Origin of the sequence: Natrinema pellirubrum DSM 15624, assembly GCF_000230735.2 — an archaeon.
Lineage (GTDB): Archaea > Halobacteriota > Halobacteria > Halobacteriales > Natrialbaceae > Natrinema > Natrinema pellirubrum.
The window spans coordinates 3,184,718-3,199,599 of record NC_019962.1; the positions used below are offsets into that span (position 1 = coordinate 3,184,718).

Annotated in this window: 16 protein-coding genes; 9 read left to right on the forward strand and 7 right to left on the reverse strand. The window is 67.0% G+C overall.

Features of this window, described 5'->3' with window-relative positions; all coding sequences use genetic code 11:
- Nucleotides 1-16: 16 nt before the first annotated feature.
- Complete coding sequence (locus tag NATPE_RS15375) at nt 17-1,342, forward strand: DUF7344 domain-containing protein (RefSeq protein ID WP_006182504.1); 1,326 nt, start codon at nt 17-19, stop codon at nt 1,340-1,342.
- Nucleotides 1,343-1,378: 36 nt separating this feature from the next.
- On the opposite strand, the gene NATPE_RS15380 is transcribed toward NATPE_RS15375, so the two are convergent.
- Complete coding sequence (locus tag NATPE_RS15380) at nt 1,379-2,323, reverse strand: calcium/sodium antiporter (RefSeq protein ID WP_006182505.1); 945 nt, start codon at nt 2,321-2,323, stop codon at nt 1,379-1,381.
- 470 nt (nt 2,324-2,793) lie between these two features.
- Here NATPE_RS15380 and NATPE_RS15385 point away from each other — a divergent pair, with 470 nt between their 5' ends.
- The 4 genes from NATPE_RS15385 to NATPE_RS15400 all read left to right on the forward strand — a co-directional run bounded on the left by NATPE_RS15385 (nt 2,794) and on the right by NATPE_RS15400 (nt 6,849).
- Nucleotides 2,794-3,597: a shikimate dehydrogenase gene (locus NATPE_RS15385; protein WP_006182506.1), complete on the forward strand. Its 804-nt coding sequence runs from the start codon at nt 2,794-2,796 to the stop codon at nt 3,595-3,597.
- A 70-nt stretch (nt 3,598-3,667) separates the two neighbouring features.
- Nucleotides 3,668-4,384, forward strand: coding sequence for a helix-hairpin-helix domain-containing protein (locus NATPE_RS15390; RefSeq protein WP_006182507.1), 717 nt, complete (start codon nt 3,668-3,670; stop codon nt 4,382-4,384).
- 166 nt (nt 4,385-4,550) lie between these two features.
- Nucleotides 4,551-6,155 (forward strand): aminodeoxychorismate synthase, component I, encoded by a 1,605-nt coding sequence (pabB, locus tag NATPE_RS15395; RefSeq protein WP_006182508.1) that lies wholly within the window; start codon nt 4,551-4,553, stop codon nt 6,153-6,155.
- A complete protein-coding gene (locus NATPE_RS15400) occupies nt 6,148-6,849 on the forward strand; it encodes an anthranilate synthase component II (protein WP_006182509.1) in 702 nt (233 codons plus the stop codon). The genes pabB and NATPE_RS15400 overlap by 8 nt, the downstream gene beginning before the upstream one ends.
- 19 nt (nt 6,850-6,868) lie before the next feature.
- Here NATPE_RS15400 and NATPE_RS15405 read toward each other — a convergent pair whose 3' ends face one another.
- Nucleotides 6,869-7,087: a HalOD1 output domain-containing protein gene (locus NATPE_RS15405; RefSeq protein ID WP_006182510.1), complete on the reverse strand. Its 219-nt coding sequence runs from the start codon at nt 7,085-7,087 to the stop codon at nt 6,869-6,871.
- 870 nt (nt 7,088-7,957) lie between these two features.
- On the reverse strand, nt 7,958-8,704 hold the full coding sequence (locus tag NATPE_RS22380) for a hypothetical protein (RefSeq protein ID WP_152422613.1): 747 nt from the start codon (nt 8,702-8,704) through the stop codon (nt 7,958-7,960).
- Nucleotides 8,705-9,077: 373 nt separating this feature from the next.
- On the opposite strand from NATPE_RS22380, the gene NATPE_RS15415 reads away from it, so the two are divergent.
- Nucleotides 9,078-9,950: an aminotransferase class IV gene (locus tag NATPE_RS15415; protein ID WP_006182511.1), complete on the forward strand. Its 873-nt coding sequence runs from the start codon at nt 9,078-9,080 to the stop codon at nt 9,948-9,950.
- A gap of 4 nt (nt 9,951-9,954) precedes the next feature.
- On the opposite strand, the gene NATPE_RS15420 is transcribed toward NATPE_RS15415, so the two are convergent.
- Complete coding sequence (locus tag NATPE_RS15420) at nt 9,955-10,347, reverse strand: hypothetical protein (RefSeq protein ID WP_006182512.1); 393 nt, start codon at nt 10,345-10,347, stop codon at nt 9,955-9,957.
- Between the two features lie 140 nt (nt 10,348-10,487).
- Nucleotides 10,488-11,615 carry a saccharopine dehydrogenase family protein gene (locus tag NATPE_RS15425; protein ID WP_006182513.1) on the reverse strand — a complete coding sequence of 376 codons (1,128 nt, stop codon included), beginning with the start codon at nt 11,613-11,615 and terminating at the stop codon, nt 10,488-10,490.
- 96 nt (nt 11,616-11,711) lie between these two features.
- On the opposite strand from NATPE_RS15425, the gene NATPE_RS15430 reads away from it, so the two are divergent.
- Nucleotides 11,712-12,146: a Rieske (2Fe-2S) protein gene (locus NATPE_RS15430; protein WP_006182514.1), complete on the forward strand. Its 435-nt coding sequence runs from the start codon at nt 11,712-11,714 to the stop codon at nt 12,144-12,146.
- Here the strand turns inward: NATPE_RS15430 and NATPE_RS15435 are convergent.
- On the reverse strand, nt 12,143-12,502 hold the full coding sequence (locus NATPE_RS15435) for a DUF7344 domain-containing protein (RefSeq protein ID WP_006182515.1): 360 nt from the start codon (nt 12,500-12,502) through the stop codon (nt 12,143-12,145). The two genes, NATPE_RS15430 and NATPE_RS15435, sit on opposite strands and share 4 nt — an antisense overlap.
- 185 nt (nt 12,503-12,687) lie before the next feature.
- Nucleotides 12,688-12,978: a transcriptional regulator gene (locus NATPE_RS15440; RefSeq protein WP_006182516.1), complete on the reverse strand. Its 291-nt coding sequence runs from the start codon at nt 12,976-12,978 to the stop codon at nt 12,688-12,690.
- A gap of 130 nt (nt 12,979-13,108) precedes the next feature.
- Between NATPE_RS15440 and NATPE_RS15445 the strand changes: the two genes are divergently transcribed.
- Together NATPE_RS15445 and NATPE_RS15450 are read left to right on the forward strand one after the other, a co-directional pair.
- A complete protein-coding gene (locus NATPE_RS15445; protein WP_006182517.1) occupies nt 13,109-14,080 on the forward strand; it encodes a sugar phosphate nucleotidyltransferase in 972 nt (323 codons plus the stop codon).
- 76 nt (nt 14,081-14,156) lie between these two features.
- Nucleotides 14,157-14,879, forward strand: coding sequence for a hypothetical protein (locus NATPE_RS15450; RefSeq protein WP_006182518.1), 723 nt, complete (start codon nt 14,157-14,159; stop codon nt 14,877-14,879).
- Nucleotides 14,880-14,882 lie beyond the last annotated feature (3 nt).

The following is a 14,882-nucleotide window of genomic DNA, read 5'->3' on the forward strand; positions in this document are numbered from 1 at the left end:
CTGTCTCTATCCGCCAATGAGTCTCCCCCCGTTCCTCGAGCTGACGACGACCGCGGCGGACGTCCTCGCGGACCCACACCGGCGGACACTCCTCGCCGTGTTGCGCGACCGTGAAGGGCAAACCCCGACGGCCACCACAGCGGCGGGACCCGCCATGCCGATCGCCGACCTCGCGACCGAGGTCGCGGCCGTGGAACGGGGCACCCCGATCGTTCCCGATGCCCACTGCGAGCGCCTCCAGATCGAACTGATTCACCGGCACGTCCCGCGGCTGGTCGACCGCGGTGTTCTGTCGCGTGACGCCGACGGCGACGACCCGGCGGTCTCGCTCACTGCCCACCCGATCCTCGATCTCGAGTGGGTCGAGAGCCTCCTCACGGATCCGACCGGGGACGACGTTCCTGTCGCCGCGGAGACGCTGACCCGGACCCTCGAGGCGCTCCGGGAGCCGCGGCGTCTGACCGTCTGTACCGAACTCGCGAGTCGGGACGGATCGATCGCCGTCGACGACCTCGCCGCCGGCGTCCTCGTCCGGGAGGGCGAGGCGGACCGCCCCGCCGACGTGGCCGGCTCGCAGCGGACGGCCGTGGCGACGGAACTGGCCCACAAACAGCTCCCCGCGCTCGCGGCTGCGGGGCTCGTGGCCCACGACGACGAGTCGGGACGGGCCGCGCTCGAGACCGACGCGCCACACTGGGACGTCGACTGGCTCGCCGACGGCCCGCTCGCCGAAGCCGCCGCGCTCGTTCGGTCCGACTCGACGCGACGAGCGCGACCCGAGCGCGAGCCGTCGGTCCCGGCGCGGACGATCGCTCGGGACTCGGACGAGAACCGGCGGACGGGGACGGACGTCGAGAGCTGCTGGACGCTCGAGGGCGAGGCGAACGTCGCCGAGCGGGGCAACGAGATCGCCGCCGGGGCCGACGAGGAACTGTTCGTTATGGCGCCCAGCGCCGTGTTACTCGGGTCGACCTGCCTCGAGAACCTGCGGGATGCCGCCGACCGTGGGGTCGACGTCTACGTGGCGTCGCGGTCGCCCCGCGTTCGCGACACGGTCCGGTCGGCGGTACCGACCGCGACGGTCTGTGAACCGCGGTTCGACTGGTTCAGTTTCCCGGTGGACGCGCCACAGTGCGGATACGTCCTCCTCGCGGACCGCGAGGCGGCCATGCTTGTGACGGCCGAGTGCGAAGTGGGCGACGAGTCGGTACGAGCGGGCGCGATCACCGGCGAGGGCCGCGAGAATGCGCTCGTGTCGGTCGTCCGCACCCAGCTCGGACCACGGTTGGACCGGCTGCCGACCGCCGGCGACGAAACCGACGGGACGCCCCTGCCGATGTGACGGCTCAGACGGTTTGCTTGACGACAGTAGACCGTATCAAAGGACCAGCAAGGCCATGAAGCCGGCGTAGCCGACGACGAGGGCCGCGCCGTCGAGTCGCGTGAGCCGCCGACCGTAGCTCATCATGCCGACCAGCACGAGCGTAAAGGCGACCATGGCCGGGAGTTCGAACCGAAGCGTCGCCGGCTGGATCTCGATCGGCGTGATCAGCGCCACGACCCCGAGTACCGCGAGGACGTTGTAGATGTTCGAGCCGACGACGTTCCCGACCGCGAACTCCGTCTCGCCGCGGACGGCACCCACGACCGAGGCCGCCAGTTCGGGTAACGACGTCCCCAGCGCCAGCACCGTCAGCCCGATGATGAGGTCCGGGACGCCGAGGGCCGACAACAGCCCCGTCCCGCCGGCGACGAGCCACCGCGAGCCGACCACCAGCGCGATCAGGCCGGCGACGACGAGCCCGATATCGCGGATCGAGACGCCCGCGCCGGCGTCCGGATCGTCGGCCACCGACGGCGGATCCGCGTTCACGTAGTACAGCAGAAAGGCCGTGAATCCGGCCAACACCAGCAGGAAGATCGCGCCCTCGAGGCGGCCGATCCGCCCGTTCGCTCCCAGGCCGACCAGGAGCAGGGCCGCGAGTACCATCGTCGGGACGTGCCGGCGGAGGACCCGCTCGCCGATCGGGAGCGGTTTGATCAACGCCGATACCCCCAGGACGAGCCCGATGTTCGCGATGTTCGAGCCGACGACCGTTCCCAGTCCCACGTCGCTCGAGACGTTCAGCGCGCCGATAGTCGAGACGAACAGTTCGGGCGCGGTCGTCGCGAAGGCGATGACGGTCACGCCGACGGTCGTCGCCCGCAGTCCGATCCCGAGCGCCAGCCGCCCCGCCCCCGAGACCAGTAGCTCGGCACCGCCATACAGCGCGACGATACCGGCCGCCAACAGGAGGAGATACAACGGCGTTCCCGAAAGCATGCCGGCGGCTACTCACGAGGGGCCTAAAAGCGACGCGAAACGAGCTATCCCCGTGTCGACATCGATCGCGAACGATCGATCTCGTATCACTGCGGTGGCGCGCGCTGTCGGCCGGCCGAACGACGAGTGAGGACGGCCAATAACGTTGCGCGAGGGATGAGCGAACGAACCTCGTGAGTGAGCGAATCGGCTGGGGAGGACGTGGTTACTCACAGCAGCCACGATAGCAGGACGCTCGTTTCGCGACGGAAAACGACTGTGACGGATACCGCGACGGCAGAATCCGACCGTTCCAGTCGATCGAACCATACTATAGTAGCCGCTGAAAGTCATTGCACACCTGATCGCACGACAGCGTTGCGATCAGTGTGTGAATCGTTTCAACGGCTACTATAGCTGAGCGTTCTAGTTCCCTGCCGGAGCCGGTCCCATTATAGGCCCGCCGCGCCGACTACCGGGAAACGATGGCAATGGACGTGTACGGGCTCCTCGGCAACCCGGTGGGACACTCCCTGTCCCCGCCGATGCACGAGGCGGCCTACGACGAACTCGGCCTCGAGGCCCGCTACGTGACCTTCGAACCGGATCAGGACGATCTCGCGGCTGCGATCGAGGGGGCCGACGCCCTCGGGATTGCGGGGCTGAACGTGACGATCCCGTTCAAACAGGAGGCGCTCGAGATCGTCGCGCCGGAGGACTTGGCGACCCGGATCGGCGCGGTCAACACGATCGACTTCTCCGGCTCCGGGCCGCCGACGGGCTACAACACCGACGCCGTCGGCGCGTTACGCGCGCTCCGGGACCACGACGTGGACCTCGAGGACGCGCGGGCGGTCGTCGTCGGGGCCGGCGGGGCCGGGCGAGCGGTCGCGTTCGGGTTGGCCGACGCCGGCGCGACGGTCGCGATCGCCAACCGAACCGAGCCGAAGGCCCGTCAGCTGGCCGAGGCGGTTCCCCGGGCGAGCGGCCACGGGCTGGCAGCCCTCGAGCGGCTGCTGGCCGAGGCCGACGTGCTGGTCAACGCCACCAGCGTCGGGATGGAGGAGGACTCGACGCCGGTACCGGCCGACGCGCTCCACGGCGATCTGGCCGTCCTCGACGCGGTGTATCAGCCCCTCGAGACCCGACTCCTGCGTGACGCCGCCGAAGCGGGAGCCACGACGGTCGACGGCGCGTGGATGCTGCTGTATCAGGGCGTCGAGGCGTTCGAGATCTGGACCGGCCGGGACGCGCCGGTCGAAGCGATGAACGAGGCGCTGCGCTCGCGGCTGTAACGCGGCGCCAGCACCGTCGGAGCCACAGTATCAGGCGAATTTAAGTGTTGGAACCCACTACGACCAGATAATGGCAATCCTCCAAAAGCTGAAGTCCCTGTTGGGGTTCGACGAGTCGGACTCGGAGCGCGGGGGCGCTCGAGAGGTCGGGGTAACGGTCGAGCGGGAACGATCGAACGACGACGCCGGGAGCGACGCCGACGCGGGCGCGGCGGACGAAGGGGCCGCCGAGCCGCCCCAGTCGGCCGCGACCGGCTCGACGGCGGCGGCGTCGACGGAGTCGCTGACGGACGAGCCCGATCGCCCGGAGGAGGCCGCCGAACCGGCGGAGGCGACCGGGCCGGCAACCGAGGACGCGGCACCGACGACCGAGAAAACGGCCGAACCCGAGTCGCCCGTCGAGGAGGCCGAACCCGACGCCGACACGGCGGCCGGGTCCGAGTCGACGGAACCCGAGCCCGAAACCGCAGCCGAGACCGACGACGCCGAAGACGAGGAGGACACGGCGGTCGAAGCCGACGCCGCGGACGAAAGCGCCGCCGAACCCGCGCTCGAGGAGTCGGACGACGAGGCGACTGAACCGGACGCCGACGAACCCGACCCGGAGAACCAGGAATCGGTCGACGTGATCAAGGGGATCGGCCCGGCCTACGCCGACCGGCTGGCCGGCGCGGGCGTCGAGACCGTCGGCGAACTCGCCGTCGCCGACGCCGCCGACCTGGCCGAGCAAACCGATATCTCCGAAAAGCGCATTCAGGGCTGGATCGACCGCGCCGAAGTTAGATAGCCACCCGACCCCACCTCGCGCCGTTTCCCGAGTCCCTTCTTCTTGCTCCGGCGAGTGACGGCCGCCGGCCGTAAGCGCCGATTCGGCTACGGCCACGGCCACGATCGCCCTCGAGCCGGGGTCCCGAATCGCAAGCGAATTATCCGCTCGGTCCGTCCCGGGCCACATGAGCGATCCGCGCGTCGTCACGACGCTCGACTCGTTTCGCGCCGCCGCTTGCGATCCCGAGCCCGGCGCGTCGACCCCCCGTGACGCCCCGGCGACGCGCACCGGACGCCGCGTTCCCGTCGAGGTGCGACTCACCGTCGACGATCCCTTCGCTGCCTACCGCCGCGCCCGCGACGGCGAGGGCGATGCCTTCCTCGAGACGACCGGCGGCCAGCCCGGCTGGGGCTACTTCGGCGTCGATCCGGTCGACCGGCTCACCGTCGGCCCCGACGCGGTGCCACGAGCCGAGGGAGATTCGCCGACGCTGGCCGCCCTCGAGGGCCTGCTCGCCACCGAGCGGCTGGCGCGGGGCGACTGCGACGTCCCCTACCCCTGCGGGGCCGTCGGCTGGCTCTCCTACGACGTCGCCCGCGAACTCGAGGCGCTCCCCGAGTCGGCCGTCGACGACCGGGGGCTACCGCGGCTCGAGGCTGCGGTCTACGACCGGCTGGCGGCGTGGGAGGCACCGGTCGACGGCGAGACGACGCTGCGGATCACGGCCTGCCCGCGAGTCGGGACCGACGACGCGGACGAAGCGCCGGCCGACGACGCCATCGAGTCCGCCTACGAACGCGGCCGCGAGCGGGCGCTCGACCTCGCCGAGCGGATTCGCGAGGGCGATCCGGCAGTCGGCGACCCGCCGGTCTCGAGCCCCGAAGCGACCTTCGAAAGTGACTGCGGTCGCGAGGCCTTCGCCGACCGCGTGCGCCGGGTCAAGGCGTCCGTCCGCGAGGGCGACACGTTTCAGGCGAATATCTCCCAGCGGCTGGTCGCGCCCGCGGCGGTCCACCCCGTCGCCGCCTACGACGCCCTGCGGCGGGTCAACCCCGCGCCCTATTCCTGTCTGCTCGAGTTCCGAGCGGCCGAACTGGTCAGTGCGAGTCCCGAGTTACTGTTAGCGCGCGATAGCGAGTTCGTCCGGACGGAGCCGATCGCGGGCACCCGACCCCGCGGCGAGACGCCGGCCGAGGACGACGCGCTCGAGGCCGACCTGCTGGCCGACGAGAAAGAGCGGGCCGAACACGCGATGCTGGTCGATTTAGAGCGCAACGACCTCGGAAAGGTCTGTGCGTACGGCTCGGTCGACGTATCGGAGTATCGCCGGATCGACCGCTACTCGGAGGTGATGCACCTCGTCTCGAACGTCACGGGCAGACTCCGGCCCGACGCCACGCTCTCGGACGCCATCGGGGCGGTCTTCCCCGGCGGGACGATCACCGGCGCACCGAAACCCCGGACCATGGCCATCATCGACGAACTCGAGGCGACCCGGCGGGGTCCCTACACCGGCAGCGTCGGGATCTTCGGGTTCGACGGCCGTGCGACGCTGAACATCGTCATCCGGACGCTGGTCCGGCAGGCCGACGAGTACCACCTCCGGGTGGGCGCGGGGATCGTCCACGACTCCGACCCCCAGCGCGAGTACGACGAGACGCTGGACAAAGCACGGGCGCTGATCACGGCCGTCGACGAAGCGCTGGGCGAGCGGGCCGCACTGGGGCTCGAGGCCGAAAGCGACGAGGCGAACCCGGAGACGGCCGGCGGGGGTGAGCGGGGTGACTGACTCGCGGACCCGCGTCCTCGTGGTGGACAACTACGATTCGTTCGCGTACAATCTGGTCCAATACGTTGCCGAAGCGATCGCTTCGACAGGCCCTGCGGCGTCGCCGCAGGACGTCGGCGAGATCGCGGACGAGGTGGTCGTCCGCCGGAACGACGAGATCGATCTCGCGGGCGTTCGGGCCCTCGAGCCGACGGGGATCGTCGTCTCGCCGGGGCCGGGGACCCCGCAGGAGGCGGGGATCTCGATGTCGCTGTTTTCCGAGACCGAGTACCCGATTCTGGGGGTCTGTCTGGGCCATCAAGCGCTGTGTGCGGCCAACGGCGCACCGGTGGGCCACGCGCCCGAGGTCGTCCACGGGAAGCCGTCGACGATCACCCACGACGGGACGGGACTCTTCGACGGGCTGCCGTCGGAGTTTCGGGTCGGCCGCTATCACTCGCTGTCGGTCGAGCGCGCTGGCCTGCCGGACACGCTCGAGGAGACCGCCCGGACGACCGACGAGCGCGGCGTTTTGATGGCGGTCCGCCACCGCGAGAAGCCCCAGTTCGGGGTGCAGTTCCACCCGGAGAGCATCCTCACGCGGGCGGATCCGGGCACGGCCGGCGAGGACGGGAGCGGCGAGGAGATCTCGCTCGAGGTGGGCAAACAGCTGATCGCGAACTTCTGTCGGCTCGCCGCCCGCGCCGACGCGTGAGCGGGCCGCTCGAGCGGCCTCAGCGATCCCGTTCGATCACCGTGACCGCGTCGGGGTCGGGACCTACCACGACGCGATAGCCCGCGTACTCGAAGCGGACGGTGACGGTCGGGTTCGACTCGAGGACGGCGGCAAGCGCCTCGGTGTCGACCGCCTCGGAGAGGGGCGGCAGGCCCGTCACCGCACGGTCCTCACGGTCCGCGATACGCGTGAGTGCCGTGGCGAGCGCTGGGTGCATGGTGATCGGTGGGGTGTTCGAAGATCATCGTCGCGAACGTCGTCTCGCAGCCCGGGCAGATGACCGGACCGTCGGTCGGTTCGATACGGCTGTCCGTGCCACAGTCGCAGTGGATGGTGAGTCTCGAGACCATAGGTTGGGTGGAGCCCCGACGCGGCGGTACGCAACCCAGCGAGGGCGTCGGCGACGGGAGCGACTGATCGGCGGACGTCGGCACTTCTTTATTTCGCCACCGTCAATGGTGGATTGCTCCCGCGACGCGGGGGCCGCGTGTGAGCCGGAGTGCTAGTTGGACCTGGCTGCTCCGGCTCTTGCGCACTTTCGTGCGCGTCTGTGCGTTACGGAATCTATCCTAAAGAACGTTAGGATATTGACTGGTTGAGTGATGGCGGCTCGAGAGGCGGGACGACTGCCACGGTTCGTCCTTACTATCTGCAAAATGAGGTGCCCCTAAGGGGGCAGGGCAATTACGCGGCGCGCAGAGCGCGCGCCGCGCTGGCGGTGAGTCGAACTGGCGGATACCGAACGATACAGAGACCCTACAGCGGTGATAGGCGAGGGTGGGACCGTGCTAACCAGAACTAGCGAAAGCGCTTAGGCGGGTCAGAAAACCGAGTCGATCGAGATCCTCACCTGTTCGGCGTCGTGGTGATCCCTGCCGCTGTCCCAGTGGAGCAGCGCGAAGTCGCTTGAGTAGCCCTCCTGTCCCAGCAGGTCGTGTGAGTACGGTCACTTCACCAAAATATACCGTACCGCTCTGCAGCGTTGCAGCAGAAACACTACCCCGTCGCCTTGGCGATAGCATCAAAATCACAGCGCCTCAGCTTGCTTCCTTATTTTTCTGTGGGTTAACTGTCTCATCTCTGTTACTCACCGTAAGATTGGGATCCAGTATGCCCAACTCCGCATCTTTTTCATTTGTGATTCAATCTCTGGATGGATTTCCATGGCCTCTTTTTGAATAGTGTCGAACAATTCGAATCGGCTACTGAAATCATTATTATTCGCCCATTCCTTTTCTGCCTCTTCGATACAATCCCATACCTCAAGATAGTACTCTGATGGCCACATTCGAAAACTCTTCTTATTAGCGTGGTTACTCTCGATAGAATACTCTATAAGTTCTTTCTCTAAACTTTCTGCAGATCTCGATCTTAGCAAAACAGACGCATATGTTTTCACGAAATTATCGGCATAAAGTTCTGATGTCCTTTGGGGAGAAGAAGGGAGTATAACCATAGAGCCTCCTTGTGTGGCTACAAACAGGTTTGATCCGTCATTTGCCCTCTGATATATTTCACTCCTAATACTAGCGACCAAATCATTACACTGGTCTATATGATTAGAATAGGTGTTAAGTTCGCTTCTTGTGTTCTCTCCAATACTATATTTCTTGTGTGGATCTATATCTTTCCACTCTGACCGGAATTCACCAGAATCATATGGCAGCTCTCCGTCTTTAGCAAGCATTAATTCATCATATATTGGGTCATAGACTTCATTCTTTAATTCATCTTGTCTATCTCTTATCAGGTCAATGTAACTACTCAGAATCGCTGTTAGAATTCCCCCTCCTAGAAAAGCGAGACCAAACCTGAGAATCTCGATATAGTCCATAGGCAGTAACAAATTTGCAAATTTTTACACTTTTCCATATCATTGATCTATTCTCTCTATCCCTGGGGTTGCACATCGACAGAAACTGATCCCCGAATATGCACACGAGTCGCGACTCGTCGTGTGCATATCAACCGATGATCGCCCCGAGAGAACAGTCGGTACTCAGATTGGGTGACGAAAAGTCCCTGCACAGGACTCCATGGACTACTCAAGAACGTAAAAAACGACGACGTGGTGGTTCGTGTGTACGAACACAAGAATTCGAACGACAGGCGGATCGAGGGCGTATCGACGGACGAAGCCGGCGCCCTCGAGCCACAGACAGCACCTTCATACACCTCCGAGTGCCACGACGAGACGATTCACCGCCATGACTGACGACCCGATCTACCACGTCGACGGCGACCTCGCCCCCGCCAGCGAGGCGACCGTCAGCGTCGACGACCGGGGCTTTCGCTACGGCGACGCCGCCTTCGAGACCCTGCGGGCCTACGGCGGGACCGTCTTCGCGTGGGACGCCCACCGCGAACGCCTCGAGCGGACCTGCGAAGCGCTCTCGCTCGAGCATGGGCTCGCCGCCGCCGACCTCCGAGAACGGATCGACGAGACGCTGGCGGCCAACGACCTCGCGGACGCCTACGTCCGGCTGTCGATCACCCGCGGCGTCCAACCGGGGAAGCTCACGCCCGCTCCCGAGGTCGACCCGACCGTCGTCGTCTACGCCAAACCGCTCCCGCGGGGCGGAGTAGAGGGCGAGCCCGTCTGGGACGGGCCGGCGACCGTCGAAACCGTCGACACCCGCCGGGTCCCCAACGAGTCGATCCCCACCGCCGCCAAGACCCACAACTACCTGAACGGGATCCTCGCGCGCACGGAACTCGAGCCCGGAAGCGACGAGGCGCTCATGTGCGATCTCGAGGGCCGGATCGCCGAGGGCGCGACGAGCAACCTGTGTTTCGTCCGGAACGGCACGCTCCACACGCCGACGACCGACGGCCCGGTGTTGCCGGGGATCACCCGCGGGATCGTCCTCGAACTCGCCCGCGAGGCCGGGATTCCGGTCCGCGAGGGGCGATACGAGCCGGCGGCTGTCCGCGCGGCCGACGAGGCGTTGCTGACCAACCGAACGTGGGAACTCCGGCCGATCGAGACGGTGGACGGCCATGCGATCGGCGGCGGGCCGATCACGGACCGGCTCGCGCGGCTGTACGACGAGCGGGTCGAGCGGATCTGTTACGAATAGCGGCTCACTCCCGTCGAATCGCCCACGACAGCGACCAGCCGCCGAGACTTGTCACGGCGAAGGCGATCGCCGCGCGGTGAGTCGGGTCGTCGATTGGGAACCCGGCGAGCAGATACGTGACGGCGAACAGCCCGAGCGCGACGGCGGACGCGGCGATGGTCCACAAGACATCGGTCGACCAGGGCCACTCCTGTGGCCAGTGTGCTTCGTGAACGGACGGCACGATCACGCCGAGCAGCATGAGTACCATGAACCCACCGGCGAACTCGTCCCAGTACCACGTACTCCCGAGCCCGACCGCCATCGCGATCGGCACCGCGGTCAGCAAAACCGGCAGCGAGCCGGTCCGGAGATCGTTCCTGAACCGCTCACGGAGGGTGGGTCGATCGGAGGACATCGATAGCTACCGACTCGAGCCGGACGCACAAAAGTGATTGGTTATCCAAGAGGTCTGCAGTCCTCGGGACCGCCTCGCCGGGGCTCGCCACTCGAGTGCCATGGGAAAACGTGGTTCCACTCCCGCCGAACGGAGCGAGTTCACCGCGGCTCGACCGGCGACGGCCGCTCGGACTCGCCGATCGCCGCCGCTTGCCCGCCGGACTCGGCCGGTGCCTCGACCAGTTCCCGCTCGGTCGCCGACAGCTCGAGGACGAACTCGCTGCCGAAGGCCGATGCGGGCGTCTGGAAGCCGGCCGGGACCCGGCCCCCCTCGAGGATCCGCTGAGCGGCCGCGACCGCCGACTCGGCCGTCAGAGCGTAGGGATTGGGGGTACGAAGGCGGGCTCGCGCCCGTCGGCCGGTCGCCTCGTCGGTCACCTCGCCCCAGACGACGGCGCTGCCGGTCGCCAGTTGGCGGTCGTCCGGCCCCTCGAGTCGGGCGTCGATCAGTCGCTTCAGGACTCGCTCGGCGGGACCGCGCTCGAGGAGCCAGCCCAGCGAGTCGACCGCCGAGAGGGCCCGGTCCGCCCACGACGGCGCGGCGGCGTAGACCTCGATCGACTCGATCCCGGTGCTGTGGGCGGCGGTGACGACGTCGCCCCACGGGATCGTGACGGCGTGTTCGGGGCCGTCGCCGAAGTCGATCTCGCGGGACCGGAACGCGGTCGGCACCTGAATGAGTCGGCCGTTGCGGCGCACGACGCCGCCGTCTCCGAGGTGTTCGAGCATCGTCCGGGCGGTGCCCCGTGAGAGGCCGCCCCCGCCCTTGATCCCGAGTCGCAACTGGTCGGCGGCCGGGAGCTGCTCGTTGAGAAATGCCGCCAGACAGTCCGAGGGGACGACGTCGAAGCCGACGCCGGGCAATAGCGTGATCCCCGCCTCGCGGGCCTGCTCGTCGCGCTGGCGGAGCCGCTCGAAGACCGGGAACTCGCCGGTGATGTCGAGGTAGTCCGTCCCCGTCTCGAGGCAGGCGTCGACCAGCGGGCCGGCCGTCTCGACGAACGGGCCGGCGCAGTTGAGGACGGCGTCGAAGGGGCGGAGTCGGCGCTCGAGGTCGTCGGCCGCGAGGTCGACGGTCCGGCCCTCGACCCGGAGCGCGTCGGCTTGTTCGGCGACCGCGCGGCCGTCGCGGCCGGCGACGACGGGGGAACCGCCGCGAGCGACCGCCTCGCGAGCGATCAGCCGCCCGGTGTAGCCGTAGGAGCCGTAGACGAGAAGGGAATCCATAGGCGGCGTTTGGCGGAGAGGCGGTTAAAACTCCGTCAGACATATGCACGCTCGTTGTCGAAACGTTCAGGGCAAACGACCGGTAATCGGGGTCCCATGGACGCAGGACGGATCACGGCGCTTGCGGACGTGCCCGCCGACTCGACGGTGCTGTTTCGTGTCGCCGACGGCGCGGGCGACGAGCAGGAAGCGATACTCGTTCGGACCGAAGCCGAGGGCGACGGTCCTGCCGACGAGGTCGCCTGCTGGCTCAACTACTGTCAGCATCTCACCCACATCAAACTGGACAAGGGGTCGGGCGCACCGATCCGAGACGGCGAACTCGTCTGTGCGAACCACGGCGCGTACTTCGAACCCGACTCGGGCCGCTGTACCTTCGGCCCTTGCGAGGGAGCCTATCTCACCGACCTCGAGATCACCGTCTCGGACGGCGACGTCTACCTGACCGACGACGAGTACGAGTTCGTCGGTCCCGGCCCGCTCGAGACGGACGATCTCGATCGGACGTCGACCTCGAACGTCGAGTTCTAGATCCCATCGGGAGCGACGAGGTCGCGTTCCTGATCGTACACGAGCAGGCCGGCATCGACCAGCCGCGGCAGGTGATCGTGATAGAGGGAGAGATAGACCTCGGTGACCCGCTCGGCCGGGATGTCCGTTACGCCGTGGCCTGTCTCCCGGATGGCGACCTCCTCCGCGGCGTCGGGCAGCGTCAGCTCCTCGTCGTAGGTGCGCATGACCCGCAACAGCAGCCGGCGGCGCTGGTCGGACAGCAACGCGAACGCGTCGTCGATCGTCTCTGCCGATGCGGTGGGCTCGTCGAGCCAGTCGAGGACGGCCTGGACGAACTCGGCGCGATCGGGTTCCGAGTGTGGTGCGGGACTCATATCTGTTCGATGGGCTCGAGTCGAACGGCCGAGACGGTGCCCGGACACGCGGGGGTTCGTCGACCGGGACACGACCGCTCGCTCGAGGGGACTACCGGGTTTGCTCTTGCGCGCTAAATATTAGTGTCGAATCGAAGACGAAATTAGACACCGGTGATGACAGTCTCCGAGGGTGGACTGTCGGGTCACTCGATCGTAAACGTCGGTTCGTCGATAGACTCGCTCTTGCAGTCGGGACACCGCGAGGGGAGGTTCAGCAGGTCGTCGTAGTCGTCGAACCCGCAGTCCCGACACGTCGGCGGGGCGACGAGGAACTGCTCGTCGCCGTCGGCTACCGACTGGGAGACGTGTTCGACGTGGCCCACCACCGCGTGGGGCGTGAGATCGAACTGCGTCGCGAGTTCGCTCGGCGTCGCCGGCTCGGCCCGGAGGGCGTCGGCGAGTTTCTGTCGGGTGGTTTCGTCGGCCTCGCGCATACCGGGGGTACGGCGAGTGTGCTTTTACCGTTTGCTCTCCGCTCACCGCCGCGAGTCCGTCCGTGGCCGCCGCTCGCCCGAACCCAGTGAAAGGACAACTGACTTAGACCCCGCAGGAGAACACCGCCCTATGAAGGCCGTCGTCCTTGCAGGCGGGTACGCGACTCGGATGTGGCCGATTACCAAACATCGGCCCAAGATGTTCCTCCCGATCGGCGAGTCGACCGTCGTCGATCGCATCTTCGCGGAACTCGAGGCCGACGAGCGAATCGACGAGGTCTACGTCAGCACCAACGAACGGTTCGCCCCCGACTTCGAGGCCCACTTGGCCGATAGCGAGTTCGACAAGCCTCGGCTCTCGGTCGAGGAGACGACCGAGGAAGACGACAAGTTCGGCGTCGTCGGCGCGCTTTCCCAGCTGATCGACCGCGAGGACGTCGACGACGACCTGCTGATCATCGCCGGCGACAACCTGATCAGCTTCGACGTCGCCGACTTTCTGGACGCGTTCGAAGCGCGGGACGCGCCGACGCTGGCCGCCTACGACGTCGGCACCCGCGAGAAGGCCAAATCCTACGGGCTGGTCGAGCTCGAGGGCGACCGCGTCGTCGACTTCCAGGAGAAGCCCGACGACCCCAAGAGTACGCTCGTCTCGATCGCCTGCTACGCGTTCCCGAAGGAATCGCTCGATCTCCTGCCGACCTACCTCGAGGACGGCAACAACCCCGACGAACCCGGCTGGTTCGTCCAGTGGCTCCAGAACCGCGAGGCTACCTACGCCTACACCTTCGAGGGCGCGTGGTTCGACATCGGCACCCCCGAGAGCTATCTCGACGCCGTCGCCTGGCACTTAGATGGCGACTCGCTGGTCGCCGACTCCGCGACGCTGGAAGACGCCACGATCGGCGAGAACGTCCACGTCATGGCCGACGTGACCCTCGAGGGGACCGACCTCGACCACACCGTCGTCTTCCCCGAGGCGACGGTTCGCAACGGCGACATTCGCCGTTCGATCATCGATCGGGGAACCACGCTCGAAGACCTCGATCTCGCGGGGGCGCTCATCGGTGCCCACACGACGATCACGAACGGCGGCGCGTAGCGACGGCCGGCCGTCGATCGCGGGAATCGGGCGATACACCTATGGGCATGCCGTGTGTCACCCGTGACCAACGGACATGAGTGTTGACGAGACGGCCCGGGCGGCACTCGAGTCCCGCGCCGACGGCGTCCCGGCCGCGGAACTCACGGCCCAGTTCCGCGAGTTCCGGCGCTGGACCGGCTCGAACCCGTTACTGCTCGTCGCCGAGGCCGCCGCGGCCGCGACCGGACAGGGCTTTCTCGATGGGATCAAACCGGCCGTCAAGCGGTTTCGCGACGCGTTCGTCGCGACCGGGCGGATCGCGTCGTTTTCGGACCTCGCCGCCCTCGAACGCGAGGACGACGACCTCGTGGCGGCGCTGGGTGCCCGGCGCAAGCGCGATGTCTGTTGTGAGATCGCGGCCGTCCTCGCTGACTCCCCGACCGACGACGACCTTGAGGCGCTGGTCGACTGGGCCGAAACCGCGGATCACTACCGGCACGAGTCGGATCCGATCGGATCGATCGCCGGCGTTGGCCTCGGGACCGTTCAGTACCTGCGACAGTTGGCCGGCGTCGATACCCCGCGGCCGGATCCGCCCCTCGAAAACCTGCTGTCGGCCATCGACGACGATCTCGAGCGCTCGCCGATCGACACCGCGACGCCCCAGCGGACGATCGCCTCCTGTGAGTGGCTCGCCGTCGTCTCGGGGTATCGCCGACTCGAGATCGATCGGATCGCGTGGTGGCGGGCGACGGAGCCGGCCGACCGGGAGCGAATCGCCGACGTTCACGGCGCTCGAGTCGATCGGGACCGCTGAACC

Coding starts and splice junctions, on each gene's coding strand:
- NATPE_RS15405 (WP_006182510.1), bottom strand. CDS start 7,087: ATGCACCCAGCGCTCGCCACGGCACTCACGCGTATCGCGGACCGTGAG.
- NATPE_RS15415 (WP_006182511.1), top strand. CDS start 9,078: ATGACTGACGACCCGATCTACCACGTCGACGGCGACCTCGCCCCCGCC.
- NATPE_RS15390 (WP_006182507.1), top strand. CDS start 3,668: ATGGCAATCCTCCAAAAGCTGAAGTCCCTGTTGGGGTTCGACGAGTCG.
- NATPE_RS15445 (WP_006182517.1), top strand. CDS start 13,109: ATGAAGGCCGTCGTCCTTGCAGGCGGGTACGCGACTCGGATGTGGCCG.
- NATPE_RS15375 (WP_006182504.1), top strand. CDS start 17: ATGAGTCTCCCCCCGTTCCTCGAGCTGACGACGACCGCGGCGGACGTC.
- NATPE_RS15440 (WP_006182516.1), bottom strand. CDS start 12,978: ATGCGCGAGGCCGACGAAACCACCCGACAGAAACTCGCCGACGCCCTC.
- NATPE_RS15430 (WP_006182514.1), top strand. CDS start 11,712: ATGGACGCAGGACGGATCACGGCGCTTGCGGACGTGCCCGCCGACTCG.
- NATPE_RS15425 (WP_006182513.1), bottom strand. CDS start 11,615: ATGGATTCCCTTCTCGTCTACGGCTCCTACGGCTACACCGGGCGGCTG.
- NATPE_RS15420 (WP_006182512.1), bottom strand. CDS start 10,347: ATGTCCTCCGATCGACCCACCCTCCGTGAGCGGTTCAGGAACGATCTC.
- pabB (WP_006182508.1), top strand. CDS start 4,551: ATGAGCGATCCGCGCGTCGTCACGACGCTCGACTCGTTTCGCGCCGCC.
- NATPE_RS22380 (WP_152422613.1), bottom strand. CDS start 8,704: ATGGACTATATCGAGATTCTCAGGTTTGGTCTCGCTTTTCTAGGAGGG.
- NATPE_RS15385 (WP_006182506.1), top strand. CDS start 2,794: ATGGACGTGTACGGGCTCCTCGGCAACCCGGTGGGACACTCCCTGTCC.
- NATPE_RS15435 (WP_006182515.1), bottom strand. CDS start 12,502: ATGAGTCCCGCACCACACTCGGAACCCGATCGCGCCGAGTTCGTCCAG.
- NATPE_RS15380 (WP_006182505.1), bottom strand. CDS start 2,323: ATGCTTTCGGGAACGCCGTTGTATCTCCTCCTGTTGGCGGCCGGTATC.
- NATPE_RS15450 (WP_006182518.1), top strand. CDS start 14,157: ATGAGTGTTGACGAGACGGCCCGGGCGGCACTCGAGTCCCGCGCCGAC.